The sequence below is a fragment of the Streptomyces durhamensis genome, assembly GCF_000725475.1.
GTDB classification, from domain to species: Bacteria; Actinomycetota; Actinomycetes; order Streptomycetales; family Streptomycetaceae; genus Streptomyces; species Streptomyces filipinensis.
The window spans coordinates 1-25,594 of the sequence record NZ_JNXR01000033.1 but is presented as its reverse complement, the minus strand read 5'-3'; the positions used below and the strand labels follow the sequence as shown (position 1 = coordinate 25,594).

The following is a 25,594-nucleotide window of genomic DNA, read 5'->3' as shown; positions in this document are numbered from 1 at the left end:
CGGGCGACACCGCCTGACCCCGCCGGACCCCGAGGACGACGGGGCAGCCGGCCGACGGCCGGGCGCAGGCGACCCCACCGCCTCCGCCGCCACGCCGTCGTCGCCCACGCCATCGTCACCACCGCCGCGCGGCAGCCGGACCACCACCGCGGTGAGGCAGCGCCGGGCACCTCGCCGGCAGGCCAAAGTGCGTCCCGCGCAAGCCGCTCCCGGCCAAGAGGGACCTCGCAGCCGAGGGGAGCGGGAGAGTCGCCGTAGAATCGGCGTCACCATGGCTTACCTCGACCACGCCGCGACAACCCCGATGCTCCCGGAGGCGGCAGAGGCCCTGACCGCCCGGTTGAGCATCACGGGCAACGCATCCTCCCTCCACGCATCCGGCCGCCAGGCACGCCGCACGGTCGAGGAATCCCGCGAATCCCTCGCGGAAGCGCTCGGCGCCCGCCCCAGCGAGGTCGTCTTCACCTCGGGCGGAACCGAAGCGGACAACCTCGCCGTCAAGGGCCTGTACTGGTCCCGCCGCGCCGCCGACCCGGCCCGCACCCGCGTCCTGGCCAGCCCCGTCGAGCACCACGCCGTCCTCGACGCCGTCCACTGGCTCGGTGAACACGAGGGCGCGACGGTCGAGTACCTCCCCGTCGACTCCTACGGCCGCGTCCACCCCGAGGCGCTGCGCGAGGCCGTCGCCCGTAACCCCGACGACGTCGCCCTGGTCACCGTGATGTGGGCCAACAACGAGATCGGCACCATTCTGCCGGTCCGCGAACTCGCCGACGTGGCCGCCGAGTTCGGCATCCCGATGCACGCCGACGCGGTCCAGGCCCTCGGCCAGGTCCCGGTGGACTTCGCCGCCTCCGGTCTCGCCGCGATGACCGTCTCCGGCCACAAGATCGGCGGCCCGTACGGCATCGGCGCGCTGCTGCTCGGCCGTGACCACACCCCCGTACCGGTCCTGCACGGCGGCGGCCAGGAGCGGCACGTCCGCTCGGGCACCCTCGACGTCCCGGCGGTCGCCTCCTTCGCCGTCGCCGGCCGGCTCGCCACTGAGCGCCGCGCGTGGTTCGCCCGGGAGGTCGGCGCCCTGCGCGACCGGCTGATCGACGCCGTCCGTACGGCCGTACCGGACGCCATACTCGGCGGCGACCCCGCGTCCGAGGGCCGGCTGCCCGCCAACGCGCACTTCACCTTCCCCGGCTGCGAGGGCGACTCCCTGCTGCTCCTGCTGGACGCCCAGGGCATCGAGTGCTCGACCGGATCCGCCTGCACCGCGGGCGTCGCCCAGCCCAGCCATGTGCTGCTCGCCACCGGCACCGACCCGGACCTGGCCCGCGGCACCCTGCGCTTCTCCCTCGGTCACACCTCCACGGAGGCGGACGTCGAAGCGGTGGCCAAGGCGATCGGCCCGGCGGTGGAGCGGGCGCGGGCGGCGGGGCTCAGCTGAGACAGCGGCGCGTACGGACGCCGGGCGCACGAGAACGACCTACGAGGCGGGTTCCCTTCGCCGGTATTGTCCGGATCAGGTGATGGGGGTCGCCGTCTGGTCCAGTCCTTGCGACCTTTCGGCCTCTCAGCCCGAGCGTCGATGTCGGCACCAGCGGAGAAGGTGTACCTCTCGTTGAAGAGATCATGTATCTCTCGCTGACGTCGGCTACTCCGCTTGAACTCCCTCACTCGTCCCGTAGGTCTTCCACCAGAATAGATCCGCCTCTTCCGGACAAAAAGGGGCTAGACCTTGATTTTTTTCAGATATCGCTCCCAGTCCCAGTGCGGCCCCGGATCGGTGTGGTCCGTCCCCGGCACCTCCACGTGCCCGATGATGTGCTCGCGGTCCACGGGTATGCCGTAACGCCCGCATATCGCCGCCGTCAGGCGCGCCGAGGACGCGTACATGGCGTCCGTGAAGGAGGAGGCGTCGTCCACGAAGCCCTCGTGCTCGATGCCGACACTGCGTTCGTTGTACGCGCGGTTGCCCGCGTGGAAGGCCACGTCCAGCTCCCGGATCAGCTGGGTGATCCGGCCGTCCCTGCGCACGATGTAGTGCGCCGCCGCACCGTGCGCGGGGTCCTGGAAGACCTTCACCGCGCTCGCGTAGCCGCCCTGGGTGACATGGATGACGACCCGGTCCACGGAGTAGTCGTCCGGCCGGTCCGCGCGCCGGTAGTTGGCCGGGGAGGCCGGCACCCAGCGCGCCCCCCGGAAGTCCACGGCCCCCGCCACCCGGGGCTTCTCCACCCCCGGCAGCCGCCACCACAGGTGCTTGAGCTCGTCGCGGGCCAGCGCGGCCGTGCCCACGGCGGCCGCCACGCCGCCGACGAGCAGGGCCCGCCGCCCCAGCCGCCGATCCGCGTCGCTCATGCCCTCCCCTTCCGCCTCCGGCCGCCCGCGTCGCGCCCCCTGTGACCGTCAACGGATATCCGGCGGTCCCGGTTCCCGCGGCCCCGTACCCTGGAAGGGCTATGACTGAGACCCCGCAGCGCCCCCTCCGCGTCCTCGCCGCCATGTCCGGTGGAGTCGACTCCGCCGTCGCCGCCGCGCGCGCCGCGGAAGCCGGCCACGACGTCACCGGCGTCCACCTCGCGCTCTCCGCGAACCCGCAGTCCTTCCGGACCGGCGCGCGGGGCTGTTGCACCATCGAGGACTCGCGTGACGCCCGCCGCGCGGCCGACGTCATCGGCATCCCGTTCTACGTCTGGGACCTCGCCGACCGCTTCCGCGAGGACGTCGTCGAGGACTTCGTCGCCGAGTACGAGGCCGGCCGCACCCCCAACCCCTGCCTCCGCTGCAACGAGAAGATCAAGTTCGCCGCGCTGCTCGACAAGGCCCTCGCCCTCGGCTTCGACGCGGTCTGCACCGGCCACTACGCCAAGGTGATCGTGGGCGAGGACGGCGCCCGCGAACTGCACCGCGCCTCCGACATGGCGAAGGACCAGTCGTACGTCCTCGGTGTGCTGGACGACAGGCAGCTCGCCCACGCGATGTTCCCGCTCGGCGACACGGTCACCACCAAGGAGGAGATCCGCGCCGAGGCCGAGCGCCGGGGACTGGCCGTGGCCAAGAAGCCCGACTCGCACGACATCTGCTTCATCGCCGACGGCGACACCCAGGGCTTCCTCGCCGGCCGCCTCGGCAAGGCGGAGGGCGACATCGTCGACGAGTCCGGCGCCAAGGTCGGCACGCACGAGGGCGCCTACGGCTTCACCATCGGCCAGCGCAAGGGCCTGCGCATCGGCACCCCGGCCCCCGACGGCAAGCCCCGCTACGTCCTCGACATCTCCCCGGTCACCAACACGGTCACCGTCGGCCCCGCCGCCGCCCTGGACGTCACCGCCCTCACCGCGATCAAGCCCCGCTGGTGCGGCACCGCCCCCACCGGCCCCGGCACCTACACCGCCCAGCTGCGCGCCCACGGCGGCGAGACAGAGGTCACCGCGCAGCCGGTCGGCGGCGAACTGCGCGTGACCTTCACGGAGCCGGTCCGCGGCGTCGCCCCCGGCCAGGCGATCGTCCTGTACGACGGCACGCGCGTGGTGGGCTCGGCGACGATCGCGTCGACCACACGCGCGACGGCCGCGGCGGTGTGACCGGTCCCCGGTCCGGGTACGACCGGCGCTACTCCGTGAGGAACCCGGCCAGGACCGGTCCGAGCACGTCCGGCTCCACCATGTGGGACTGCCCCGCCAGCTCGCGGTACGTGCCCTCGGGCACCACCCTGGACACCTCCCGGGACGCCTCGCGCATCCACTCCGGGCTCGCCCCGCCCGCGACCGCCAGCACGGGCACGGAGATCGCGGCGAGCCGGTCCCGGGGCAGCAGCCCGTCGCCCATGACCGTGTCGTCGTAGGCGAGGCTGGGCGCGACGGCCTCCATACCGGCCCACATCGGCGACTGGCGGGCGCGCTGGATCATCTCCTCGGCCAGGCCCGTCAGCCGGAGGAACAGCTCCACCGCGTCCCCGCGCCGGCCGTCCGCGAGGGCCTTGTCCAGCTGCTCCTTGTACGCGGCCTCCCGCTCGGCGCCGCCGTGCAGGAAGTCGGCGTACGGCACCTCGTAGACGGCGGCGCGGACGGCCGGCAACCCCCTCGCCACCGCCTGGAGCACCAGCGCACCGCCCGAGGAGACCCCGAACAGCGCCGCCTCGCCCCCCACGGCGTCGAGCAGCGCGGCCAGGTCCTCCACCTCGCGCTCGACCGCGTACGGCTTCGTGTCACCGCTCTCCCCGCGGCCCCGGCGGTCGTAGACGACGGCGGTGCAGCGGTCAGCGAGCCGCTGGGCCAGGGGTGCCACGGTGCCGCCGGTGGACATCGCGCCGCTCACCAGGATCACCGTGGGCCCCTGGCCGATCACTTCGTACGCGAGCAACGTGCCGTCGCGGGAAGTCGTCTTCTTGTCCATGCCCGTGCAGACTGCCGCACCGGCCCCGACTCATCGGTCACGACACGTCGGTTTCGTAGAAGCAGAAGTGGTCCTTGATGCCGGCGACGTCCGGCTTCGGGTCCGGGTACGCCCAGACCAGGTCGGGCGCGTCCGGCAGCGACCAGTAGGACGCCGTGCCCTTGAAGGGGCAGACGGTGTGCGTGTCGGAGGGGGTGAGCAGATCGACGCGTACGTCCTCGGCCGGGATGTAGTACCGCGGCGGGCAGCCCGTCTCGCGCAGCACCAGCGGCCGGTCGGTCTCCGCGAGCACCTGGTCGCCGTGCACCACGCGCACGTGCCGCTCTTCTTCGTCGATGGTGATGGTGTGTCCTCGGGTCATACCGGGACAGCACCGGCGGGCCCGTGCTTCTTCCCGCGTACGGCGAAGCGGGGGCGGACCGTACGGTAGGGGGCATGAACATCTGCGTCTTCCTGTCCGCCGCCGACCTCGACGAGCGGTACACGCGTCCCGCGCGCGAGTTCGCGGAACTGCTCGGCAAGGCCGGTCACACCCTGGTGTGGGGCGGTTCCGACGTCGGTCTGATGAAGGTCGTCGCCGACGGGGTGCACGAGGCCGGAGGCAGACTGCTGGGCGTGTCCGTGGAGTTCCTCGCGAACAAGGCGCGGCCCGGCACCGACGAGATGGTCATCGCCGCCGACCTCGCCGAACGCAAGAAGCTGCTGCTGGAGAAGGCCGACGCCGTGGTGATCATGGTAGGCGGCACCGGCACGCTGGACGAGGCCACCGAGATCCTGGAGCTGAAGAAGCACGGCCGCACCGAGAAGCCGGTCGTGCTGCTGAACACCGCGGGCTTCTACGACGGGCTCCAGCAGCAGTTCCGCCGCATGGAGGACGAGGGATTCCTGCCCCGCCCGCTGTCCGAACTGGTCTTCTTCGCCGAGGAGCCGGCCGGCGCCCTGGCCTACCTGGAGGAGCAGACCGGCGAGCGCTGATGCGAGCATGGCGGGCATGGCTACTCATGTGATCACCGGGGCCGGATCCGGCATCGGCGCGGCCGTCGCCCGCCGTCTGCACGCGCGCGGGGACGAACTCGTCCTGCACGCGCGCGACGCGGGCCGCGCGAAGGAACTGGCGGCCGAGTTCCCCGGCGCCCGCACCCTGGTCGGCGACCTCGCCGACCCGGACAAGCTGTCCTGGGCGTTCTCCCACCAGACACTGCCCGACCGGGTGGACTCCCTGCTGCACATCGCCGGCGTCGTCGACCTGGGCGAGGTCGGCGACCTGACCCCCAAGGCCTGGCGCCACCAGCTCAACGTCAACCTGATCGCCCCCGCCGAGCTGACCCGGCACTTCCTGCCCCAGCTGCGTGCCACCCGCGGCCATGTGATCTTCGTCAACTCCGGCTCCGGTCTCAACGCCCACGCCGGCTGGTCCGCCTACGCCGCCTCCAAGCACGGCCTGAAGGCCCTCGCCGACTCCCTGCGCCAGGAGGAGCACGCGAACGGCGTCCGGGTCACCTCGGTCTACCCCGGCCGCACGGCCAGCCCCATGCAGGCCAAGGTCCACCAGCAGGAGGGCAAGGAGTACGACGCCTCGCGGTGGATCGACCCCGAGTCGGTCGCCACGACGCTCCTCATGGCCCTGGACCTGCCCAGGGACGCCGAGGTCAACGACCTGACGGTGCGACCGGGACGCTGACCCCGGCCGCGAGGTTCCGTAGGCTTCCCCGGTGAGCGAAAACAGCCAGTTCAGCTTCGCCGGGGCCACCGGTGTCGGGTCCATGCCCGGTGACGACGCCCGCGAGGCCGCCAAGACCGTCACCGGCACCTTCGAGGACTTTCCGTTCCTGCCCGAGCTGCCCGCGCGCGGCCCCGGCGCCGACATGATCGGCCGTACCGCGGGGATGCTCGTCGAGCTGTACGCGCGCGTGGAGCCCAGCGGCTGGCGGATCGGGGACCGGCCGGGCCGGGACACCAAGCGGGCGCGCTCCTGGCTGGTGGAGGACCTGGATGCCCTGGAGGAGTTCACCCAGGGCTACGAGGGCGACCTGAAGGTGCAGGCGGTCGGCCCCTGGACACTGGCCGCCGCGCTGGAGCTGAGGAACGGCGAGTCCGTGCTCTCCGACGCCGGTGCCTGCCGTGATCTCGCCGCCTCGCTCACCGAGGGGCTGCGGCTGCATCTCGCGGAGATGCGGCGCCGGGTGCCGGGCGCGCGGCTCGTCCTCCAGCTCGACGAGCCCTCCCTCACGGCCGTCCTGCGCGGACAGGTGCGCACCGCCAGCGGCTACCGCACCCACCGGGCCGTGGACCGCCAGGTCGTGGAGGCCACCCTGCGCGATGTCGTCGGGGCCCACGCCGGCGGCCCCGTGGTCGTCCACTCCTGCGCCCCCGACGTGCCGTTCGCGCTGCTGCGGCGGGCCGGCGCCGCCGCGGTCTCCTTCGACTTCGCCCTGCTCACCGAACGTGATGACGACGCGATCGGCGAAGCCGTCGAGGGGGGCACGAGGCTGTTCACCGGTGTCGTGAGCGGCACTCAAGGGCCATTGTCAGACCCTGCCGGTAGCGTCATGGGTGTCAGGACGCTGTGGCGCAGGCTGGGTCTGCACCCGGGGCTGCTCGCGGAGGCGGTCACGGTGACCCCGGCGTGCGGGCTGGCGGGAGCTTCCCCCGCCTACGCACGCCAGGCGCTCGCCCACTGCGTCCGGGCGGCGAGATCCCTCGCGGACAACCCAGAGTAACGGGAGGACGACACGGTGGCCGGCGACAAGCAGCAGGCGGAGACGGCAGTGCCCGCCGAGGCACGTGACAAGCACGCGCAGCTCGCTGAGCAGATCGAGGAGCACCGCTTCCGGTACTACGTGAAGGACGCCCCCGTCATCAGCGACGCCGAGTTCGACAGGCTGCTGAAGACCCTGGAGGCCCTGGAGGAGCAGTATCCCGAGCTGCGCACCCCGGACTCGCCGACCCAGAAGGTCGCGGGGTCGTACGCGACGGAGTTCACCGCGGTCGAACACCGCCAGCGCATGCTGTCCCTGGACAACACCTTCAACGACGAGGAGCTGGCCGCCTGGGCCGAGCGCATCGCGCGTGAACTCGGCGACCAGGACTACCACTTCCTGTGCGAGCTGAAGGTCGACGGCCTCGCGGTCAACCTCACCTACGAGAACGGCCGCCTCACGCGTGCGGCGACCCGCGGCGACGGCCGTACCGGCGAGGACATCACTCCGAACGTCCGGACCATCGCGGAGATCCCGGACCGCCTCAAGGGCGACGAGGTCCCGGACCTCGTGGAGATCCGCGGCGAGGTCTACTTCCCGATGGAGAAGTTCCTCGAACTGAACGAACGCCTGGTCGCGGTCGGCGACAAGCCGTTCGCCAACCCCCGTAACGCCGCCGCCGGTTCCCTGCGCCAGAAGGACCCGCGGGTCACCGCCACCCGCCCGCTGCACATGGTGGTCCACGGCATCGGCGCCCTGGAGGGCTACACGGGCATGACCCGGCTCTCCCAGGCCTACGACCTGCTGAAGTCCTGGGGCCTGCCCACCTCCCCGCACAACCGCGTGGTCGAGGACCTCGACGGCGTACGGGAGTTCATCGCGCACTACGGCGAGAACCGCCACTCGGTGGAGCACGAGATCGACGGGGTGGTCGTCAAGCTGGACGAGATCCGGCTCCAGGGCCGCCTCGGCTCCACCGCACGCGCGCCGCGCTGGGCGATCGCCTACAAGTACGCGCCGGAAGAGGTCAACACCAAGCTCGTCGACATCAAGGTGGGTGTCGGCCGCACCGGCCGCGTCACGCCGTACGCCCAGGTCGAGCCGGTCACGGTCGCGGGCAGCGAGGTGGAGTTCGCCACCCTGCACAACCAGGCGGTCGTCAAGCTCAAGGGCGTCCTCATCGGGGACACGGTCGTGCTGCGCAAGGCCGGTGACGTGATCCCGGAGATCCTCGGTCCGGTGGTCGACCTCAGGGACGGCAGCGAGCGGGAGTTCGTGATGCCGGGCGAGTGCCCCGAGTGCGGCACGCAGCTGCGGCCCATGAAGGAGGGCGACGTCGACCTGCGCTGCCCCAACGCCCGTACCTGCCCGGCCCAGTTGCGCGAGCGCGTCTCCTATCTGGCGGGCCGTGAGTGCCTGGACATCGAGCACTTCGGCGGGGTGGCCGCCGCCGCGCTCACCCGCCCGCTGGAGCCGGCCGACCCGCCGCTGGTGGACGAGGGCGACCTGTTCGACCTGACGGTGGAGAAGCTGCTGCCGATCAAGGCCTATGTGCTCGACCCCGACAGCGGTCTGCCCAAGCGGGACCCCAAGACGGGCGAGGAGAAGGTCGTCACGGTCTTCGCCAACCAGAAGGGCGAGCCGAAGAAGAACACCCTCGCGCTGCTGGAGCACATCGAGGCGGCCAAGTCCCGTCCGCTGGCCCGCTTCCTGAACGGCCTGTCCATCCGGCACGTCGGACCGGTCGCGGCCCAGGCGCTCGCCCGCGAGTTCCGTTCCGTCGACCGCATCGAACAGGCCACGGAGGAGGAGCTGGCGACCACCGACGGCGTCGGCCCGACCATCGCCGCCGCCCTCAAGGAGTGGTTCGCCGAGGACTGGCACCGCGAGATCGTCCGCAAGTGGAAGGCCGCCGGAGTCCCGCTGGAGGACGCCGCGACCGGCGAGGAGGAGGGACCGCGGCCGCTGGAGGGGCTCACGGTCGTCGTCACCGGCACCCTGGAGACCTTCACCCGGGACGGCGCCAAGGACGCACTGCAGAGCCGGGGCGCGAAGGTGACCGGTTCGGTGTCGAAGAAGACCTCGTTCGTCGTCGTGGGCGACAACCCTGGATCGAAGTACGACAAGGCCATGCAGCTGAAGGTTCCGGTCCTGAACGAGGACGGATTCCGCGTCCTCTTGGAGCAGGGGCCGGACGCCGCGGCCGAAGTCGCGCTTTCGACCGGGGAGTAGCGGTTGAAGGCCACCCGTTCGGTGCATATCAGTTGCATACGGGTGGCCCGGGCGCATTCGGGCAACCGTCGACGACCGGTGCCCGTGGAAGCCTTCCGCGGCCTACTGTTGAGGTGTGCACCTGCCGTGCCCGGCTGCGGTTGGGGCATCCCCGTGCGCTCTCAGGGTGCGCGGAAGGTTTCTTCAACGCGGAACTGCTGATGGGCGTCGGACATCGGGCCGCGTGGCGTGGGCACCGCCGGCTGTGAGAGGGACGGGAATGGAACCGACCGAGAGCGCCGCCCCCGACTCATGGCTGCGCCTGCGCCGTCGCGTGGGCACCTGGCGCGGGACCCGCTGGACGGGACGGGGCCACGGGCGCACGGGCGGCCGGGCCCCCGCGGGCGGACCGGGCGCCGCCGCCGACGCCCACCCGCCCATACCCCTGGCCATCGCGCCCGCCCCCGGCCTGGCCGGCACGGCAGCCGGTACCGACACCGACACCGAACGGCACCTGTCCTGGCCCGCCCTGCCCGCGGCCGTCGTGGCCTTTGCCGCGTTCGTCCTCGGCGCCGGCTTCTACCGCGCCTTCACCGGCCACCACGCTCTCTTCCCGTGCGGCACGGTCGGCTGGTCGCTGGCCCTGCTCACGGGCGTCATCGTCGGCCATCTCGTCATGCTGGGCCGCGCCCGCTGGTGGGGCGGCACCGGCTCCGGCGCCGCCCTCACCCTCGCCGTCCTGCTGCTGTACGGCTGGGTGCCCGCCGGCATGGTCAGCCTGACCGTCGTCGTCCTGGTCGGTATCGCCCGGCGCCACCGCTGGCGGCAGGGCGTGCTGCTCGGCGCGGTGGACCTCCTCGGCATCGCCGCCGGCGCGCTGCTGCTCGGCGCGTTCGGCCGGGTGCCGAGCGTCGAGACGCCCTGGCGTCCGGACACCTGGAGCGTCGCCACCGCCCCCGAGGTCGTGCTCGTCGCCGTCGCCTACCTCGCGGTCAGCCGCGGCCTGCAGTGGTACCTGTACGCCCCGCGCAGCGGCAAGGTGCCCACCGTGGTCCGTACCGCCCTGGTCAGACAGGGCCTGGTCGCCGTCGCGCTGCTCGGCATCGCACCGCTGCTGTGCGTCGTCGCCGACGCCGAGCCGATCCTGCTCCCGCTGTTCGCCATCCCGCTCGTCGCCCTCGACTCCAGCCTGTGGATGGCACGCGCCCGTGCCGAGGAGCAGCTGCGCGACCCGCTGACCGGGCTGCCCAACCGGCAGTGGCTGCTGGAGCGGATCTGGACGGCCCTCGACGACGCCGAGCGCATCGGTGCCCGCTCCGCCCTCATGCTGATCGACCTCGACCGGTTCCGGTCGGTGAACGACACCCTCGGTCATCTCGCCGGCGACCGGCTGCTGCTGCAGATCGCCGACCGGCTGCGGCTGGCCCTGCCGCGCGGGGCGGAGGCCGCCCGGCTCGGCGGTGACGAGTTCGCCGTGTTACTGCCCGTCGCCGACTCCACCACGTCGGCCACGCGCGTGGCGCGCGGTCTCGTCGCCGCGCTCAGTTCCCCGCTGGACCTCGACGGGCTCACCCTCGTCCTGGAGGCCAGCGCCGGCGTCGCCGTCTTCCCCGACCACGCCCTGGACGCCGAAGGCCTGCTGCGCCGGGCGGATGTGGCCATGTACCAGGCCAAGCGGGACCGTACGGGCGTGGAGGTGTACGAGTCCAAGCGGGACTCCAACACCCCGGACCGGCTCGGCCTGCTGGGCGACCTGCGCCGGGCGCTGGACGCGCACGAGGTGCAGCTGCACTACCAGCCCAAGGTCCGCTTCGACGGTCAGGTCGCCGGCCTGGAGGCACTGGTCCGCTGGGTGCATCCCGAGCGAGGGAAGGTTCCGCCGGACGAGTTCATAGCGATCGCCGAGTCCTCCGGGCTGATGCCCCATCTGACGGAGTACGTCCTGGAGACCGCGCTCGCGCAGGTCGCCAGGTGGCGCGCGCAGGGGCTGCGGGTCCCGGTCGCCGTCAACGTCTCCCCGCGTGACGTCCACACGCCCGGTTTCGCGGGGTCGGTCGCCGCGCGGCTGGCCCGGCACGGCGTCCCCGCGGGGGCGCTGCAGCTGGAGATCACCGAGCATGTGCTGCTGGAGGACCCGCAGCGGGCCGCGGACACCCTCGCGGGCCTGACCGGGCACGGCGTGAAGATGTCGCTGGACGACTTCGGCACCGGGTACTCGTCGCTGGTGCATCTGCGGCGGCTGCCGGTGAGCGAGCTGAAGATCGACAGGTCGTTCGTGGCCAGGCTCGCCGTCGACACCGAGGACGCCGAGATCGTGCGGTGCACGGTGGATCTGGCGCATTCGCTGGGGCTGCTGGTCGTCGCCGAGGGCGTGGAGGACGACGAGACGTGGGAGCGGTTGCGGGATCTGGGGTGTGACGCCGTGCAGGGGTGGCTGGTCGCCGCGGCGATGCCGCCGGAGGAGGCGACGGCGTGGCTGCGGGCACGGGGGTCGCGTGGGTGGCAACGGCCCCGGGCCGCGCTGCCGGCGGCCGAGTAGCCTTCCGCACCGCGGTTCGCACCCCTGACGGAGCGCTCCGCCGCGCCCCTGGATCCGTTCAGCCGCGCGTGAAGTGCGCGATCAGCAGGGCCGGCCGGCGTTCGTGTGCCTCCTGCGCCGGCCGCCCGCTCCTCGTCAGCGTGGCCAGCCCGTGCAGCCCCGCCCAGAACGTCTCCGTCAGCGGGCCCGGGTCCTCGCCCTCGGCGGTGATCGGCTGCACGGCGGCGAGCAGCTGGCCGAGCGCCTCGCAAAGCCGTGCGGGGGCCTCCTCCGTCGCGAACGGCAGGTCGGCCGGGCGGGTGGACATCGCGTCGTAGAGGGCGGGCCGGCCCGGGCGAAGGACGTGTAGGTCCCGGCCACCGCCGCCAGCCCCTCCCGCGTGCCCGACACCGACGTCCGCGCCTGCCGTAGCCCGGCCGCCGGCTCGGCGCACCCCTGCACGGCGACCGCCGCCATGATCGCGCCCTTGCCCCTGAAACAGCTGTAGACGCGGAGGCGTGGTTCATGGTCGCCGTGGCGCTCGTACCGTTCGGCGACACGCTGACGGTCCTGCGCGACGGCGGCACGAAAGCCGTCGCGTTCGGGATCCACTTCGCCACCGCGGTCGTGGTACTGATCAGTGCCGGACTGCTCTTCGCGGTCTGACCGCATCCGACAGGGGGAAACGCATCATGTCGCTGTTCGTGCCGAACTTCGACGACACCGTCCTCGTCCGGGACGCCGAGGCCGAGGTGGTCGGCCGGGCGCCCACCACCGTCAAGCTGCTCGCCGACAGCAGTGCCACCGGGGGCGCGCTGTCCACCGTGCGGGTCACCCTCGCCGAGGGCGCCGACGGGGCCCGCCCGCATGTGCACCACCACTCCGCCGAGATGTTCTACCTGCTCGACGGCGCCGCCGAGGTCCTCTCGGGTGACGACGTCGTCACCGCCGAGCGCGGCGACCTGGTCATCGTCCCGCCGGACAGGCCGCACGCCTTCGCCGCCGCACCCGGCGCCACCGCCGACCTGCTCATCGTCATCACCCCGGGGGTCGAGCGCTTCGAGTACTTCCGCCACCTCCAGCGCATCCGGCTCGGCGAGGCCACGGTGGAGAGCCTCCTGGAGGTCCAGGAGCGGTACGACAACCACTTCCTCAAGAGCGACGCCTGGGACGGCCGGCACCGCTGAGGGGGGAGGCCCGGCAAACCGTTTCACGGGCACCGGGCCCCGCCCCATAGGATTGGGCTCAAACCACACACACTCACCCCAGAGGATCGCTGCATGCCTGGCATCACGCGCGAGGAGGTCGCCCACCTCGCCCGGCTGGCGCGTCTGGAGCTGAAGCCCGAAGAGCTCGACCACTTCGCGGGACAGCTGGACGACATCATCGGCGCGGTCGCCCGCGTCAGCGAGGTCGCCGACCAAGACGTACCGCCGACCTCGCACCCGCTCCCGCTGACGAACGTCATGCGCGCGGACGAGGTCCGTCCCTCGCTCACCCCCGAGCAGGCGCTCTCCGGCGCCCCCGCCCAGGAGCAGCAGCGTTTCAAGGTGCCGCAGATCCTGGGGGAGGAGTGACCACCATGACGGACAGCAACATCATCAAGCTCACGGCCGCGCAGATCGCCGAGAGGATCGCCTCCGGCGAGCTCACGGCCGTCGAGGTCACCGAGGCCCACCTGGCCCGCATCGAGGCCGTCGACGAGAAGGTGCACGCCTTCCTGCACGTCGACCGCGAGGGCGCTCTCGCCCAGGCCCGCGCCGTGGACGAGAAGCGGGAACGCGGCGAGCGGCTCGGCCCGCTGGCCGGCGTCCCCCTCGCGCTCAAGGACATCTTCACCACCGAGGGCGTGCCCACGACCGTCGGCTCGAAGATCCTGGAGGGCTGGATCCCGCCGTACGACGCGACGCTCACCAAGCGGCTGAAGGCCGCCGACGTCGTCATCCTCGGCAAGACCAACATGGACGAGTTCGCCATGGGGTCCTCCACCGAGAACAGCGCCTACGGCCCGACCGGCAACCCGTGGGACCTCACCAAGATCCCCGGCGGCTCCGGCGGTGGTTCCTCCGCCGCCCTCGCCGCCTACGAGGCCCCGCTCGCCATCGGCACCGACACCGGCGGCTCCATCCGCCAGCCGGCCTCCGTGACCGGCACGGTCGGTGTGAAGCCGACGTACGGGGCGGTCTCCCGCTTCGGCATGGTCGCCTTCTCGTCCTCCCTGGACCAGGGCGGCCCCTGCGCCCGAACGGTCCTGGACGCCGCCCTCCTCCACGAGGTCATCGCCGGGCACGACCCGCTGGACTCCACCTCCATCGACGCCCCGGTCCCGCCGGTCGTCGAGGCGGCCCGCAACGGCAGCGTGCAGGGCATGCGCGTCGGCGTGGTCAAGCAGTTCCGCGGCGAGGGCTACCAGGCCGGTGTCATCCAGCGCTTCGACGAGTCCGTCGAGCTGCTGAAGGGGCTGGGCGCCGAGATCGTCGAGCTGGACTGTCCGTCCTTCGACCTCGCCCTGTCGGCGTACTACCTGATCGCGCCGTCCGAGTGCTCCTCCAACCTCGCCCGTTTCGACGGCCTGCGCTACGGCCTGCGCACCGGGGACGACGGCGGCCACTCGGCCGAGGAGGTCACCTCCCTGACCCGCGAGGCCGGCTTCGGTCCCGAGGTCAAGCGGCGCATCATGCTCGGCACGTACGCCCTGTCGAGCGGCTACTACGACGCGTACTACGGCTCCGCGCAGAAGGTCCGCACGCTCATCACGCGTGACTTCGAGAAGGCCTTCGAGCAGGTCGACGTGATCGTCTCCCCGACGACGCCGACCACCGCCTTCGCGATCGGCGAGCGCGCCGACGACCCGATGGCGATGTACCTCGCGGACCTGTGCACCATCCCGACCAACCTGGCGGGCAACGCGGCCATGTCCCTGCCCTGCGGTCTCGCCCCGGAGGACAACCTCCCGGTGGGCCTGCAGATCATCGCCCCGGCGATGCAGGACGACCGCCTGTACAAGGTGGGCGCCGCCGTTGAGGCCGCCTTCGTGGAAAAGTGGGGTCACCCGCTGCTGGAGGAGGCTCCGTCGCTGTGAGCAAGCTGTCCAAGGCCAAGGACTTCAAGAAGTCCAAGTCCGGTACGTACCTGTCGATGGGCACCACCGCGTTCGGCGCGTTCGGTGTCGCCAAGCAGATCAAGAAGGCCCGTGCCGAGCACGACACGCTGCGGCTGATCGACGCCACGGTCTCCGCCGTCGCGATCGTCACCGGCCTCGCCATCCTCTACCGCGAGCTGAAGCGGCTGGGCGACGACGACGTCCTGCTGGGCTGAGAGGGAAGTTTTCACCGTGACCACCACGACCGACCTGGTGTCGTACGAGGACGCGCTGGCGTCGTACGACCCCGTCATGGGCCTTGAGGTCCATGTCGAACTCGGCACCAAGACCAAGATGTTCTGCGGCTGTTCGACCGAGCTCGGTCAGGACGCCAACACGCAGACCTGTCCCACCTGCCTCGGCCTGCCCGGCGCGCTCCCGGTCGTCAACGCGACCGGCGTCGAGTCCGCGATCAAGATCGGTCTCGCGCTGAACTGCGAGATCGCCGAGTGGTGCCGCTTCGCCCGGAAGAACTACTTCTATCCGGACATGCCGAAGAACTTCCAGACCTCCCAGTACGACGAGCCGATCGCCTTCAACGGCTACCTCGACGTGCAGCTGGAGGACGGCGAGAGCTTCCGTGTGGAGATCGAGCGCGCCCACATGGAGGAGGACACCGGCAAGTCGACGCACGTCGGCGGCGCCACCGGCCGTATCCACGGCGCGTCCCACTCCCTGCTGGACTACAACCGCGCCGGCATCCCGCTCATCGAGATCGTCACCAAGCCGATCGTCGGGGCCGGCGAGCGCGCGCCCGAGGTGGCGAAGGCGTACGTCCGCGAGCTGCGCGAGCTCATCCGTGCCCTCGGCGTGTCCGAGGCCCGCATGGAGATGGGCCAGATGCGCTGCGACGTCAACCTCTCGCTGATGCCCAAGGGCAGCGAGAAGTTCGGCACGCGCTCCGAGACGAAGAACGTCAACTCCCTGCGCTCGGTCGAGCGTGCGGCCCGCTACGAGATCATGCGCCACGCGGCCGTGCTCTCCGGCGGCGGCACGATCGTCCAGGAGACCCGCCACTTCCACGAGGACACCGGGTCCACCACCTCGGGCCGCGTGAAGGAGGAGGCCGAGGACTACCGGTACTTCCCGGAGCCCGACCTCGTCCCGGTCGCGCCCTCGCGCGAGTGGGTCGAGGAGATCCGCGCGGCGCTGCCCGAGCTGCCGCTGGCCCGCCGCACCCGGCTGCTCGCCGAGTGGGGCATCTCCGCCACCGACATGCAGGCGATCCTCAACGCCGGCGCGCTGGACCCGATCGTCGCCACGATCGACGCCGGTGCCGACGCGGCCTCCGCCCGCAAGTGGTGGATGGGCGAACTGGCGCGCAGCGCCAACGAGTCCGGCAAGGCGCTGGACGAGCTGGCGATCACCCCGGCGCAGGTGGCCAGGATCGCCGAGCTCGTCGCGAAGGGCGACCTGAACGACAAGCTGGCGCGCCAGGTCATCGAGGGCGTCCTCGCGGGCGAGGGCACCCCGGACGAGGTCGTCGACAAGCGCGGTCTGAAGGTCGTCTCCGACGACGGTGCGCTGACCGCCGCCGTCGAGGAGGCCATCGCCGGCAACCCGGGCATCGCGGACAAGATCCGCGGTGGCAAGGTGGCCGCGGCCGGCGCCCTGGTCGGCGCGGTCATGAAGGCGACCCGCGGCCAGGCCGACGCGGCCCGCGTCAAGGAGCTGATCCTCCAGACGCTGGGCGTTAGCGAGGGCTGAGCACCTGTCGTACGGCCCCGGAGGCATGTCCTCCGGGGCCGTACGCCTTTTGTGATGTCCCGAAGTGCGCCCCGGGGCGACATAGTTCGGTGAAGTGTCCTGTGATGTCCCTCCCACTCTTGTGAATAACCCCACGATCACGGCAAACGATCACTTTCGCCTGCAAGAGTGTCCTGCGATTCCTCATACGTTCTTTGCGGGCTCTTCACCTCATGGACGATCGTTCCCGGTCAAAGATCCACGCACCATCACTGGGAGCACGTCCGTGGCAGACCTCGCCCGTTGGTGTGTCCGGCACCGGCTGATCGCCGTGCTGCTGTGGCTCCTCGCCTTCGGCGGGGTCACCGCGGCCGCCGCCGTGGCCGGTTCGTCGTACTCGAACGACTACGACGTCCCCGGTACCGAGTCCGGCCGCGCGGCACAGCTGCTCCAGGACGGCTTCCCGGGCCTGGGCGGGGACAGCGACACCGTCGTCTGGCACACCGTCAGCGGCAGCGTCCGCGCCGCCGGCGTGGAACGGACCATGACCCGCACCCTGCACCGGATCGCCTCGCTGCCCGACGTCGCCTCGGTGACCGGCCCGTACGGCAGGCACGGCGCGCACCGGATCAGCGCCGACGGCCGTACCGCCTACGCGACCGTCACCTTCGCCCGGCCGGCCGACCGCATCGGCGCGTCCGAGGCGCGCGCCGTGGTGCGCACCGCCAAGGCCGCCCAGGGCGACGGGCTCCGGGTGGAGCTGGGCGGCAGCGCGATCGGCCTCACGGAGTCCCCGCGCGAGCACACCGCCGAGGTGGTCGGTGTACTCGTCGCGGCCGTCGTGCTGTTCCTCGCCTTCGGTTCGCTCGCCGCCTCGGCGCTGCCCATCGCCACCGCCCTGGTCGGCGTGGGCACCGCCTACGCCGGTATCGGGCTGCTCGGACACGCCATGACGGTCGCCGACTTCGCACCGATGCTGGGCATGCTGATCGGCCTCGGCGTCGGCATCGACTACGCGCTGTTCATCGTCACCCGGCACCGGCGCGGCCTCAAACGCGGCCTGAGCGTCACCGAGGCCGCCGTGAACGCCGTGGCCACCACGGGACGCGCGGTCGTCTTCGCGGGTGCGACGGTGTGCATAGCCCTGCTGGGAATGCTGACCCTGCGGCTCGGCTTCCTCAACGGCGTCGCGGTCGCCGCCTCGTTGACGGTGGTGCTCACCGTCGCGGCCTCGGTCACCCTGCTGCCCGCCCTGCTGTCGTACATCGGCTCCCGGGCCCTCAGCCGCCGGGAGCGGCGCCGGCTCGCCGCGCACGGGCCCCGCCCGGAGCTGCCCACCGGCCTCGCCGCCCGCTGGTCGGCGCTCGTCGAACGCCGCCCCAAGCTGCTCGGCTCGCTCGCCGTTGCCGTCGTCGCGCTGCTCGCCCTGCCGACCCTCTCCCTCCACCTCGGCACCTCCGACCAGGGCAACGACCCGCGCGCCTCCACCACCCGCAAGGCTTACGACCTGCTCGCCGACGGTTTCGGCCCCGGAGTGAACGGACCGCTCACCCTGGTGACCCGGGTCGACGGCGGCGCCGACGAGCTCGCCCTGGACAACCTCGACACCACCCTGCGCGCCACCCGCGGCATCGCCTCCGTCACCCCGGCCACCTACTCGGCCGGCGGCGGCACCGCCTACCTCACCGTCGTCCCCGGCTCCGCGCCGCAGTCGCAGGACACCAGTGACCTCGTGGACCGGCTGCGCACCGAGGTGCTGCCGCGCGCGGAGACCGGCACCTCCCTCGACATCCAGGTCGGCGGGGTCACCGCCGGCTACGACGACTTCGCGGATGTGATCGTCGGCAAACTGCCGCTGTTCGTCGGCGCGGTCATCGGGCTCGGCTGTCTGCTGCTGCTCGTCGCGTTCCGTTCCCTCGGCATCCCGCTGAAGGCCGCCGTGATGAACATCGCCGCCGTGGCCGCCGCGTTCGGCATCGTGGTCGCCGTCTTCCAGTGGGGCTGGGGCAGCGAACTGCTCGGTCTCGGCCGGGCGGGCCCCATCGAGCCGTTCCTGCCCGTGATCATGGTGTCCGTCCTCTTCGGGCTCTCCATGGACTACCAGGTCTTCCTGGTCAGCCGGATGTACGAGGAGTGGCTGGAGACCGGCGACAACCGGCGCGCCGTGCGCGTCGGCCTCGCCGAGACCAGCCGGGTCATCAACTCGGCCGCGATCATCATGATCGCGGTCTTCCTCGCCTTCGTGCTCAGCGGCGACCGGGTGATCGCCATGTTCGGCATCGCCCTGGCCTCCGCCGTCGCCCTGGACGCCTTCGTGCTGCGCACCCTGCTCGTGCCCGCGCTGATGCATCTGCTCGGCGCCGCCAACTGGTGGCTGCCCGCCTGGCTGGAGCGCCTGCTGCCCCGCGTCAGCATCGAGCCGCCCGAGTGCCGCGCCGCGCATGAGAGGCTCGGCGAGGTCCCGGTGGACGAACTGCGGAAGGACGAGCAGCACGATGTACGCGATATCCCTGGGTGACGACGGAGCCGAGCTGCGGCCCCTGGAGGTCTGGCACGCCGAGGAGCTCCTCGCCGACATCGACCGGGGACGCGAGTTCATCGGCCGGCACATCGGGCTGCCGGACGTGATCACCGACCTGGACAGCGCCCGGGCCTATCTGAAGTCCTACGCCGACAAGCGCGGCGCCGACGCCGGCAGCCTGCACGGCATCTGGCTGGACGGGAAGCTGGTCGGCGGCCTGCTGTTCCGCGTGTGGGACACGTCCGGCGGGGTGTGCGAGGCCGGCTGCTGGCTGGAGCCGGCGGCGGCCGGGCGCGGACTGGTCACGCGGGGCATGCGGGTGCTGCTGGAGTGGGCCTTCGAGGAGCGCGGCATGCACCGCGTGGAGTGGCTCGTCTCCACGGCCAACGAGCCCAGCATCGGCGTGGCCCGGCGGCTCGGCATGACCCGCGAGGGCGTGCTCCGCGAGAACTACGCGTACCGGGGTGTGCGCGCCAGCACCGAGGTCTGGGCGGTGCTCGCCCCCGAGTGGCGTGCGGCACGCGCGCGGGACGCGCACAACGATCATTAAGGGACCTCTCAGACAGGGTCCGTACGGTGCCGGGCATGGCTACGAAGACAGAGGAAGGCGCCAAGACCGGTACCGAGGCGCAGGGCGACGAGACGGCGGCGGAGGCCGCCACCACCGAGGAGGAAGCCGCGCGGGCCGAGGCGCGCGAGGACGACTTCGAGCAGGCGGACACCCCTGAGGAAGAGGTCGGGGAGCAGGAACCCGGGGAGAAGGCGCCCTCCGGGGCCGGCCAGGGTGCCGGGGCCGTCGTCTCCGCCGCCCTGGGCCTCGTCTCGCTCAGCGGCGGCTGGATCGGCACCGTCGCCGGCGCCCGCGAGCAGCTCGTCGGCCAGCTGCGGACCCCCTCCACCGCGGGCGTCGCCACCCAGATCAAGGCGGTCTACGGCAACGCCTGGCACAGCACCGCGCTGTGGGCCGGCCTGTTCGCGCTGGCCGCGCTGCTCACCGGCGTGGTGGTGCTCGCCCGGCCCGCCTTCGGCGCCCCCGGCCGCCCCCAGGCCCCCTGGACCAAATCCGTCGCCTGGGCCGGTGTCTCGCTCGGTGTCATCGGGCTGCTGCTGGCGGGTCTGAAGTACTCCGACATCCTGCTCGGCCTGCCCTCGACCGGCTGAGAACCCGCAGGTCCCCCAGGGGCCTTAGGGAGTCCATGAGCACCTTAGGGACTCCCTGAGGCCCCTTACGCGCGCGTGCGGCCCCTACGCCGGCCGAAGATGCGGAACTCTCCCGATGTGGCGCACCCCCCTGGGAGACGAAGGTGGAGGCATCGCAGAAAGCGACGCACGACACCGACTCTCCTCGAAGGACACGCCGTGATCGAGATCGAGTACCACAAGATGCGCTCCGCCCAGCTGATCCGCGAGGCCGAGCAGGAGCGCCTGGCCCGCAAGATCGCCCGGATGCACCGCGCCGCCCGCCACGAGGGCCCGGCCGGCCACGACAGCGCCGCCGCCGAGTCCCATACCGACCGCCCCCGCCGGCACCGGATCCCACGCACCGCGTGAACACCGGCCCGGCGGACCGGGGCGGGACGGCGGGCGGCCGTACGGGGGTCGGCCGCCTCCCGGATCTCCCGGACCGGGGTCGTACGACTGCCCACCCCGGTCGTACGACCCCTCCGTCCGTCGGCACCACCCTCCCGGCCGCCGGTACGACGATCGCACCGGACCTGTGGAAAACCGGTGCCCCGACGTCCGCACCCCGTGCGATGCTCGGGCCCGTGGAGACCAGGTCCGTCAGTCCCGTGTTCGTCGGCCGCACCGAAGAACTGGACACCCTGAACAACGCGCTCGCCCGCGCCCGCGCCGGCGAGCCGCAGGCGCTGCTGCTCGGTGGCGAGGCCGGCGTCGGCAAGACCCGCCTCGTCGAGGAGTTCGCCACGGCCGCCGGCGGGCACGCCGTCGTCGCCGTCGGCGGCTGTGTGGAGATCGGCGCCGACGGGCTGCCGTTCGCCCCCTTCTCCACCGCTCTGCGCGCCCTGCGCGACGCCCTGCCCGAGGAGTTCACCGCCGCCGCGCGCGGCCAGGAGGAGGAACTGGCCCGCCTCCTGCCCGACCTGGGCGAGGCCGGCGCCGGCCGCCACGACGAGCAGGGCATGGCCCGCCTGTTCGAACTCACCGCCCGGCTGCTCGAAGGGATCGCCGCCGACCGTCCCGTCGTGCTCGTCCTGGAGGACCTGCACTGGGCCGACGCCTCCACCCGCCACCTCCTCGCCTACCTCTTCCGCACCCTGCGCGCCGGCCGGCTCCTCGTCCTCGCCAGCTACCGCTCCGACGACATCCACCGCCGCCACCCGCTACGCCCCCTGCTCGCCGAACTCGACCGGCTGCGCACCGTCCGCCGGATCGAACTCGCCCGCTTCACCCGCGAGGAGGTCGGCCGCCAGATCGCCGGCATCCTCGCCGCCGAACCGGACCCTGCCCAGGTGGACGAGATCTTCGAACGCTCCGACGGCAACGCCTTCTTCGTCGAGGAACTCGCCGTGGCCGCCTGCGACGGCTGCCGTACCGGCCTCACCGACTCCCTGCGCGACCTGCTGCTGGTCCGGGTCGAGGCGCTGCCCGAGAGCGCCCAGCGGGTCGCCCGGGTCGTCGCCGAGGGCGGCTCCACCGTGGAGTACCGGCTGATCGCCGCCGTCGCCGGGCTCGGCGAGGACGACCTCATCGAGGCGCTGCGGGCCGCCGTCGGCGCCAACCTGCTCACCGTCACCCCGGCCGGCGACGGCTACCGCTTCCGGCACTCCCTGGTCCGCGAGGCCGTCGCCGACGACCTGCTGCCCGGCGAACGCTCCCGGCTCAACCGGCGCTACGCCGAAGCCCTGGAGGCCGACCCCACGCTCGTCCCGGCCGACGCGCGGGTGATGCGCCTGGCCAGCTACTGGTACCACGCCCATGACGCCGCCAAGGCCCTGCCCGCCGTCCTGGACGCCTCCGTCGTGGCCCGCCGCCGGCACGCCTACACCGAGCAGCTCGGGCTCCTGGAACGGGCGATGGAACTGTGGGACAGCGCCCCGGAAGAGGTCCGCTCGGCCCTGCGCCCGGTCGACTACACCGAGGTCTACCCCCCGTGCGGCTGCGACCCCGCCACCACCCCGCTGCGCTACCTCGACCTCATGGCCGAGGCCGCCGTCGCCGGCCGCTTCGGCGGCGAACGCGACCGCGCCCTGAAGATCACCAAGCGGGCCCTGCGCCTCCTCGAGGAGGAGCCGGACCCCCAGCGCGCCGCCTGGTTCTGGGTGCAGCGCTCCCGGCTGGTCCAGGTCCAGGCCCGCGGCGACGGCTGGCAGGAACTGGCCACCGCCCGGGACCTGGTGCGCGGTCTGCCCCCGTCCGAGGTGCACGCCGAGGTGCTGGCCCTCGCCGCCGGCTGGTCCATGCTGCACCGGCCCGGACCCGAGGCCTTCGCCGCCGCCGAGCGGGCCGTGGAGTACGCGCGCATGGTCGGCGCCCGCGACATCGAACTGCACGCCCGCCTCACCCTCGGCGGTCTCAGGGTCGACTCCGGCGACCCTGAGACCGGCCTTTCCGAGATGCGGCAGGTGCTGCGGGACACCCTCGCGGAGGGCGCGCACTACGTCGCGGGCCGCGCCTATGTGAACCTGCCGTCCGAGCTGCAGAGCATCGGCCGCGACCGGGAGGCCGCGCCGCTCATGCGCGAGGGCATCGCCTTCGCCCGCCGGTACGGCCTGCTGGACTCCGAGGCCTGGATATGGGGCAACCTGTCCGCCTCGCTCTACTCGCTGGGCCAGTGGCCCGAGGCCGCCGAGGCCGCCGCACACGCGACCCGGGGCGCCCACAGCGCCAAACCCCGTGGCGCGGGCGCCCTGCGTCTGGCACACCTCGCGCTGGCCCGCGGCGACCTCGCCGAGGCGGCCCGGCAACTCGCCGCCGCCCGCGCCCACTACGGCACGCACGACCCCATGCCCCAGCAGCTCCTGCCGCTGGCCCGGGTCTCCCTCGGTGTCGCCGCCGAGGAAGGCCGTATCGCCGACGCCCGCGCCGAACTGCTCCAGGCCCTGGACGGCGGCTTCCCGCCCGGCACCCACCAGTACGGCTGGCCGCTGCTGCGGGCCGCCGCCACCGCCGAGGCCGACGTCCGCGCCCTGCCCGCCGCGCAGCCGGGCCGCACCGAGATCCTCGACCGCCTCGGCGAAGCCGTACGCCGGCTCACCACCGGCGCCCCGCTCTGGCAGGCCTACGACCTGTGGACCCGCGTCGAACTGCGCCGGGCGGAGGGCGCCGACACCGCCGACGACTGGTCGCCGGTGGTCACCGCCTTCGAGTGCCTGGACCGCCCGTACGAACTCGCCCGGGTCCGCCACCGTCTCGCCGGAGCACTCCTGTCCTCCGGCGCCACACCCCTGGCGGGTACTCCCACCGGGGGCGACGACGAGCGCGACCGCGCGGTCGAACTGCTCCGGCTGGCGGGTGCGGTCGCCGCCCACCTCGACGCCCGGTCCCTCGCCGACGCGGTCAGCCGGCTCGCCCAGCGCGCCCGCCTCACCCTGACCCGCACCCCGCGGCAGGCCCTCGCCCCCGCGGACCCCGCCGCGGCCCTCGGACTCACCAGCCGCGAGCGGGACGTCCTTCGTCTGGTCTCGGCCGGCCGCACCAACCGCCAGATCGCCGAGGAGCTGTTCATCTCGCCGAAGACGGCGAGCGTCCATGTCTCCAACATCCTGAGCAAACTCGGTGTCTCGGGTCGCGGAGAGGCGGCCGCGGTGGCACATCGGCTCGGGCTGTTCCCGGCCGAGACGCTCACTGCCGGAACGGCGGGCTGATGCTTAGGCTGGAAAAAGGGCCATGAGGAGGAGAAAGCGGGGGGAGAGGCCGTGTTCAACGCCTTTGAGGAACTGTTCGCACCCAGTCGCAAACACACCCGGGACGAAGAGAACCGGCTTGAGCTGACCCGCGAGGACGTCGGCGACAACGATCCCGGACGGGGTCCGATAGACCTGGCGTCCGGGAAGGCCGTCATACGGCTGCCCGAACCACCGCCGGCCGCGACGGAGCCGGGGGCGGGCGGGGACGAGGGGAGTACGGCGGGCGCTGAGTCCTAGTTCACCCGTACCTCCAGCAGCCGGTCGTCCCCCTTCTTCGGGTGTCCCCGGCCGTCCGTGTTGCTCGTCACCAGCCACACCCGGTCGCCGCCCGCCGCGACCACCGTCCGCAGCCGGCCGTACGTCCCGGTGAGGAAGGCCTGCGGTGCCGCGGCGGCCTCCGTGCCCCGCAGCGGGACGCGCCACAGCCGCTGCCCCTTCAGGCCGGCCATCCAGATCACGCCGTCGACGCAGGCGATGCCGCTGGGGGAGGCGTCGTCGGTGTGCCACTGGGCTATCGGGTTCTGGAAGGCGGCGTCGGAGGACCTGCCCTCGGCCTTCGGCCAGCCGTAGTCCGCGCCCGGCTTGATCGCGTTCAGCTCGTCCCAGGTGTCCTGGCCGAACTCCGAGGCGAACAGCCGCTGTTTGTCGTCCCAGGCCAGGCCCTGGACGTTGCGGTGGCCGTACGAGTACACCGGGGAGCCGGGGAAGGGGTTGCCCGGAGCCGGTTCGCCCTCCGGGGTCAGACGCAGGATCTTGCCGCCCAGGGACTTCCTGTCCTGGGCCAGGCCGCGCTCGCCGCTCTCGCCGGTGCCCGCGTACAGCATGCGGTCCGGGCCGAAGGCGATGCGGCCGCCGTTGTGGATGACGCCCTTGGGGATGCCCTTGAACACCGTGTCGGGAGCGCCGAGTTGTTCACCGGCCGGCTTTCGCTCGTCGTAGAGCACGCGGACGATGCGGTTGTCCGAGGCGGAGGTGAAGTAGGCGTAGATCATGTGGTCCGAGGCGTAGCCGGGGGAGAGGGCGATGCCCAGCAGACCGCCCTCGCCGGCCGGGGAGACACCGGAGACCTTGCCCAGCTCGGTCGTGCGGCCCGTCTTCTCGTCGATCCGGGTGATCGTCCCGTCGTCGCGGGAGGAGACCAGCAGACCGCCGTCGGGCAACGGGGCCAGCCCCCACGGCGTCTTCAGGCCCTCGGCCACGGTGCGCAGCACCGTCACCGAGCCCTTGGCCGGCGGGGCCGGCTCGGTGGCCCGGCCGGAGGGGGGTGCGTCCGGCGCCGTACCCGTGGGCGGCGTCCCTCCGGCGCCGCTCGGGGACCCCCCTCCGTCTGAGGAGCAGCCGGCGGTCAGCAGGAGGGCGGCTGCGGCCAACACGGCCGGCACAGCTCGACGTTGCACGATCATGGTCCCTTCGAGGCGGTGGTCCAGCAGCAGGTGCTACCTCTCATACACCGCCCACCCCACCCGGGTTCCCGGTCCACCCGACCCGAACGCGGTGGCCCAGCCCGCGGGCCCGAGCAGCCGCCCCCCGGCCCCGCCCCGCAGCGGCCCCCCACCC

The 25,594-nt window shown here is 72.5% G+C and carries 23 protein-coding genes and 1 pseudogene; 19 read left to right on the top strand and 5 right to left on the bottom strand.

Features of this window, described 5'->3' with window-relative positions; translation table 11 throughout:
• Positions 1–271: 271 nt before the first annotated feature.
• Positions 272–1,441 carry a cysteine desulfurase family protein gene (locus IO33_RS0135580; protein WP_031172828.1) on the top strand — a complete coding sequence of 390 codons (1,170 nt, stop codon included), beginning with the start codon at positions 272–274 and terminating at the stop codon, positions 1,439–1,441.
• 284 nt (positions 1,442–1,725) lie between these two features.
• On the opposite strand, the gene IO33_RS0135575 is transcribed toward IO33_RS0135580, so the two are convergent.
• Positions 1,726–2,355, bottom strand: a complete 630-nt coding sequence (locus IO33_RS0135575) for an N-acetylmuramoyl-L-alanine amidase (protein WP_031172826.1) — start codon at positions 2,353–2,355, stop codon at positions 1,726–1,728.
• Positions 2,356–2,456: 101 nt separating this feature from the next.
• Here IO33_RS0135575 and mnmA point away from each other — a divergent pair, with 101 nt between their 5' ends.
• Positions 2,457–3,581: a tRNA 2-thiouridine(34) synthase MnmA gene (mnmA, locus tag IO33_RS0135570; RefSeq protein WP_031172825.1), complete on the top strand. Its 1,125-nt coding sequence runs from the start codon at positions 2,457–2,459 to the stop codon at positions 3,579–3,581.
• 28 nt (positions 3,582–3,609) lie between these two features.
• Here mnmA and IO33_RS0135565 read toward each other — a convergent pair whose 3' ends face one another.
• On the bottom strand, positions 3,610–4,392 hold the full coding sequence (locus IO33_RS0135565; RefSeq protein ID WP_031172824.1) for an alpha/beta fold hydrolase: 783 nt from the start codon (positions 4,390–4,392) through the stop codon (positions 3,610–3,612).
• A 37-nt stretch (positions 4,393–4,429) separates the two neighbouring features.
• Complete coding sequence (locus IO33_RS0135560; protein ID WP_031172822.1) at positions 4,430–4,753, bottom strand: DUF427 domain-containing protein; 324 nt, start codon at positions 4,751–4,753, stop codon at positions 4,430–4,432.
• 74 nt (positions 4,754–4,827) lie between these two features.
• On the opposite strand from IO33_RS0135560, the gene IO33_RS0135555 reads away from it, so the two are divergent.
• From IO33_RS0135555 to IO33_RS0135535, 5 genes are all read left to right on the top strand, one after another.
• Positions 4,828–5,367, top strand: a complete 540-nt coding sequence (locus tag IO33_RS0135555; RefSeq protein ID WP_031172820.1) for an LOG family protein — start codon at positions 4,828–4,830, stop codon at positions 5,365–5,367.
• Positions 5,368–5,383: 16 nt separating this feature from the next.
• Positions 5,384–6,073: an SDR family oxidoreductase gene (locus IO33_RS0135550; RefSeq protein WP_209438973.1), complete on the top strand. Its 690-nt coding sequence runs from the start codon at positions 5,384–5,386 to the stop codon at positions 6,071–6,073.
• 31 nt (positions 6,074–6,104) lie between these two features.
• On the top strand, positions 6,105–7,112 hold the full coding sequence (locus IO33_RS0135545) for a methionine synthase (protein ID WP_031172817.1): 1,008 nt from the start codon (positions 6,105–6,107) through the stop codon (positions 7,110–7,112).
• 15 nt (positions 7,113–7,127) lie between these two features.
• Positions 7,128–9,323, top strand: coding sequence for an NAD-dependent DNA ligase LigA (ligA, locus tag IO33_RS0135540; RefSeq protein ID WP_031172815.1), 2,196 nt, complete (start codon positions 7,128–7,130; stop codon positions 9,321–9,323).
• 259 nt (positions 9,324–9,582) lie between these two features.
• On the top strand, positions 9,583–11,841 hold the full coding sequence (locus IO33_RS0135535) for a putative bifunctional diguanylate cyclase/phosphodiesterase (protein ID WP_031172812.1): 2,259 nt from the start codon (positions 9,583–9,585) through the stop codon (positions 11,839–11,841).
• Positions 11,842–11,899: 58 nt separating this feature from the next.
• Here the strand turns inward: IO33_RS0135535 and IO33_RS53860 are convergent, their stop codons facing one another.
• Complete coding sequence (locus tag IO33_RS53860; protein ID WP_051927149.1) at positions 11,900–12,148, bottom strand: WHG domain-containing protein; 249 nt, start codon at positions 12,146–12,148, stop codon at positions 11,900–11,902.
• Between the two features lie 182 nt (positions 12,149–12,330).
• On the opposite strand from IO33_RS53860, the pseudogene IO33_RS49745 reads away from it, so the two are divergent.
• From IO33_RS49745 to IO33_RS52920, 12 genes and pseudogenes are all read left to right on the top strand, one after another.
• Positions 12,331–12,486 (top strand): annotated as a pseudogene (locus IO33_RS49745) (DUF4267 domain-containing protein); the annotation flags it as partial.
• A gap of 26 nt (positions 12,487–12,512) precedes the next feature.
• A complete protein-coding gene (locus IO33_RS0135520) occupies positions 12,513–13,007 on the top strand; it encodes a cupin domain-containing protein (RefSeq protein WP_031172808.1) in 495 nt (164 codons plus the stop codon).
• Between the two features lie 93 nt (positions 13,008–13,100).
• Positions 13,101–13,397 carry an Asp-tRNA(Asn)/Glu-tRNA(Gln) amidotransferase subunit GatC gene (gene gatC / locus IO33_RS0135515; protein ID WP_006130840.1) on the top strand — a complete coding sequence of 99 codons (297 nt, stop codon included), beginning with the start codon at positions 13,101–13,103 and terminating at the stop codon, positions 13,395–13,397.
• Positions 13,398–13,402: 5 nt separating this feature from the next.
• Positions 13,403–14,902 (top strand): Asp-tRNA(Asn)/Glu-tRNA(Gln) amidotransferase subunit GatA, encoded by a 1,500-nt coding sequence (gene gatA, locus IO33_RS0135510; RefSeq protein ID WP_031172805.1) that lies wholly within the window; start codon positions 13,403–13,405, stop codon positions 14,900–14,902.
• Positions 14,899–15,138 carry a hypothetical protein gene (locus IO33_RS0135505; RefSeq protein WP_031172803.1) on the top strand — a complete coding sequence of 80 codons (240 nt, stop codon included), beginning with the start codon at positions 14,899–14,901 and terminating at the stop codon, positions 15,136–15,138. Before gatA ends, IO33_RS0135505 begins: the two co-directional genes overlap by 4 nt.
• A gap of 16 nt (positions 15,139–15,154) precedes the next feature.
• Positions 15,155–16,669: an Asp-tRNA(Asn)/Glu-tRNA(Gln) amidotransferase subunit GatB gene (gene gatB, locus IO33_RS0135500; protein ID WP_031172800.1), complete on the top strand. Its 1,515-nt coding sequence runs from the start codon at positions 15,155–15,157 to the stop codon at positions 16,667–16,669.
• 265 nt (positions 16,670–16,934) lie between these two features.
• Complete coding sequence (locus IO33_RS0135495) at positions 16,935–19,166, top strand: MMPL family transporter (RefSeq protein ID WP_031172798.1); 2,232 nt, start codon at positions 16,935–16,937, stop codon at positions 19,164–19,166.
• Positions 19,144–19,719, top strand: coding sequence for a GNAT family N-acetyltransferase (locus IO33_RS0135490; protein WP_031172796.1), 576 nt, complete (start codon positions 19,144–19,146; stop codon positions 19,717–19,719). The genes IO33_RS0135495 and IO33_RS0135490 overlap by 23 nt, the downstream gene beginning before the upstream one ends.
• A gap of 35 nt (positions 19,720–19,754) precedes the next feature.
• A complete protein-coding gene (locus tag IO33_RS0135485) occupies positions 19,755–20,330 on the top strand; it encodes a hypothetical protein (RefSeq protein ID WP_031172794.1) in 576 nt (191 codons plus the stop codon).
• A 198-nt stretch (positions 20,331–20,528) separates the two neighbouring features.
• Positions 20,529–20,720 carry a hypothetical protein gene (locus IO33_RS0135480; protein WP_031172792.1) on the top strand — a complete coding sequence of 64 codons (192 nt, stop codon included), beginning with the start codon at positions 20,529–20,531 and terminating at the stop codon, positions 20,718–20,720.
• A gap of 203 nt (positions 20,721–20,923) precedes the next feature.
• Positions 20,924–23,995, top strand: coding sequence for a helix-turn-helix transcriptional regulator (locus IO33_RS0135475; protein WP_107069461.1), 3,072 nt, complete (start codon positions 20,924–20,926; stop codon positions 23,993–23,995).
• A 51-nt stretch (positions 23,996–24,046) separates the two neighbouring features.
• The gene (locus IO33_RS52920; RefSeq protein ID WP_031172788.1) at positions 24,047–24,274 is read left to right on the top strand and encodes a DUF6191 domain-containing protein; all 228 of its coding nucleotides are present in this window, start codon (positions 24,047–24,049) and stop codon (positions 24,272–24,274) included.
• Here the strand turns inward: IO33_RS52920 and IO33_RS0135465 are convergent.
• A complete protein-coding gene (locus IO33_RS0135465) occupies positions 24,271–25,440 on the bottom strand; it encodes a PQQ-dependent sugar dehydrogenase (RefSeq protein ID WP_209438972.1) in 1,170 nt (389 codons plus the stop codon). The genes IO33_RS52920 and IO33_RS0135465 overlap by 4 nt on opposite strands.
• Positions 25,441–25,594: the final 154 nt, after the last annotated feature.

Excerpts from the sequence above, each read along its gene's own strand:
- IO33_RS0135535 (WP_031172812.1), top strand. The coding sequence starts at position 9,583 with ATGGAACCGACCGAGAGCGCCGCCCCCGACTCATGGCTGCGCCTGCGC.
- IO33_RS0135560 (WP_031172822.1), bottom strand. The coding sequence starts at position 4,753 with ATGACCCGAGGACACACCATCACCATCGACGAAGAAGAGCGGCACGTG.
- IO33_RS0135475 (WP_107069461.1), top strand. The coding sequence starts at position 20,924 with ATGCTCGGGCCCGTGGAGACCAGGTCCGTCAGTCCCGTGTTCGTCGGC.
- IO33_RS0135465 (WP_209438972.1), bottom strand. The coding sequence starts at position 25,440 with ATGATCGTGCAACGTCGAGCTGTGCCGGCCGTGTTGGCCGCAGCCGCC.
- IO33_RS53860 (WP_051927149.1), bottom strand. The coding sequence starts at position 12,148 with ATGTCCACCCGCCCGGCCGACCTGCCGTTCGCGACGGAGGAGGCCCCC.
- IO33_RS0135580 (WP_031172828.1), top strand. The coding sequence starts at position 272 with ATGGCTTACCTCGACCACGCCGCGACAACCCCGATGCTCCCGGAGGCG.
- IO33_RS0135555 (WP_031172820.1), top strand. The coding sequence starts at position 4,828 with ATGAACATCTGCGTCTTCCTGTCCGCCGCCGACCTCGACGAGCGGTAC.
- IO33_RS0135575 (WP_031172826.1), bottom strand. The coding sequence starts at position 2,355 with ATGAGCGACGCGGATCGGCGGCTGGGGCGGCGGGCCCTGCTCGTCGGC.
- gatA (WP_031172805.1), top strand. The coding sequence starts at position 13,403 with ATGACGGACAGCAACATCATCAAGCTCACGGCCGCGCAGATCGCCGAG.
- IO33_RS0135565 (WP_031172824.1), bottom strand. The coding sequence starts at position 4,392 with ATGGACAAGAAGACGACTTCCCGCGACGGCACGTTGCTCGCGTACGAA.
- IO33_RS0135490 (WP_031172796.1), top strand. The coding sequence starts at position 19,144 with ATGTACGCGATATCCCTGGGTGACGACGGAGCCGAGCTGCGGCCCCTG.
- mnmA (WP_031172825.1), top strand. The coding sequence starts at position 2,457 with ATGACTGAGACCCCGCAGCGCCCCCTCCGCGTCCTCGCCGCCATGTCC.
- gatC (WP_006130840.1), top strand. The coding sequence starts at position 13,101 with ATGCCTGGCATCACGCGCGAGGAGGTCGCCCACCTCGCCCGGCTGGCG.
- IO33_RS0135550 (WP_209438973.1), top strand. The coding sequence starts at position 5,384 with ATGGCTACTCATGTGATCACCGGGGCCGGATCCGGCATCGGCGCGGCC.
- IO33_RS0135520 (WP_031172808.1), top strand. The coding sequence starts at position 12,513 with ATGTCGCTGTTCGTGCCGAACTTCGACGACACCGTCCTCGTCCGGGAC.
- IO33_RS0135485 (WP_031172794.1), top strand. The coding sequence starts at position 19,755 with ATGGCTACGAAGACAGAGGAAGGCGCCAAGACCGGTACCGAGGCGCAG.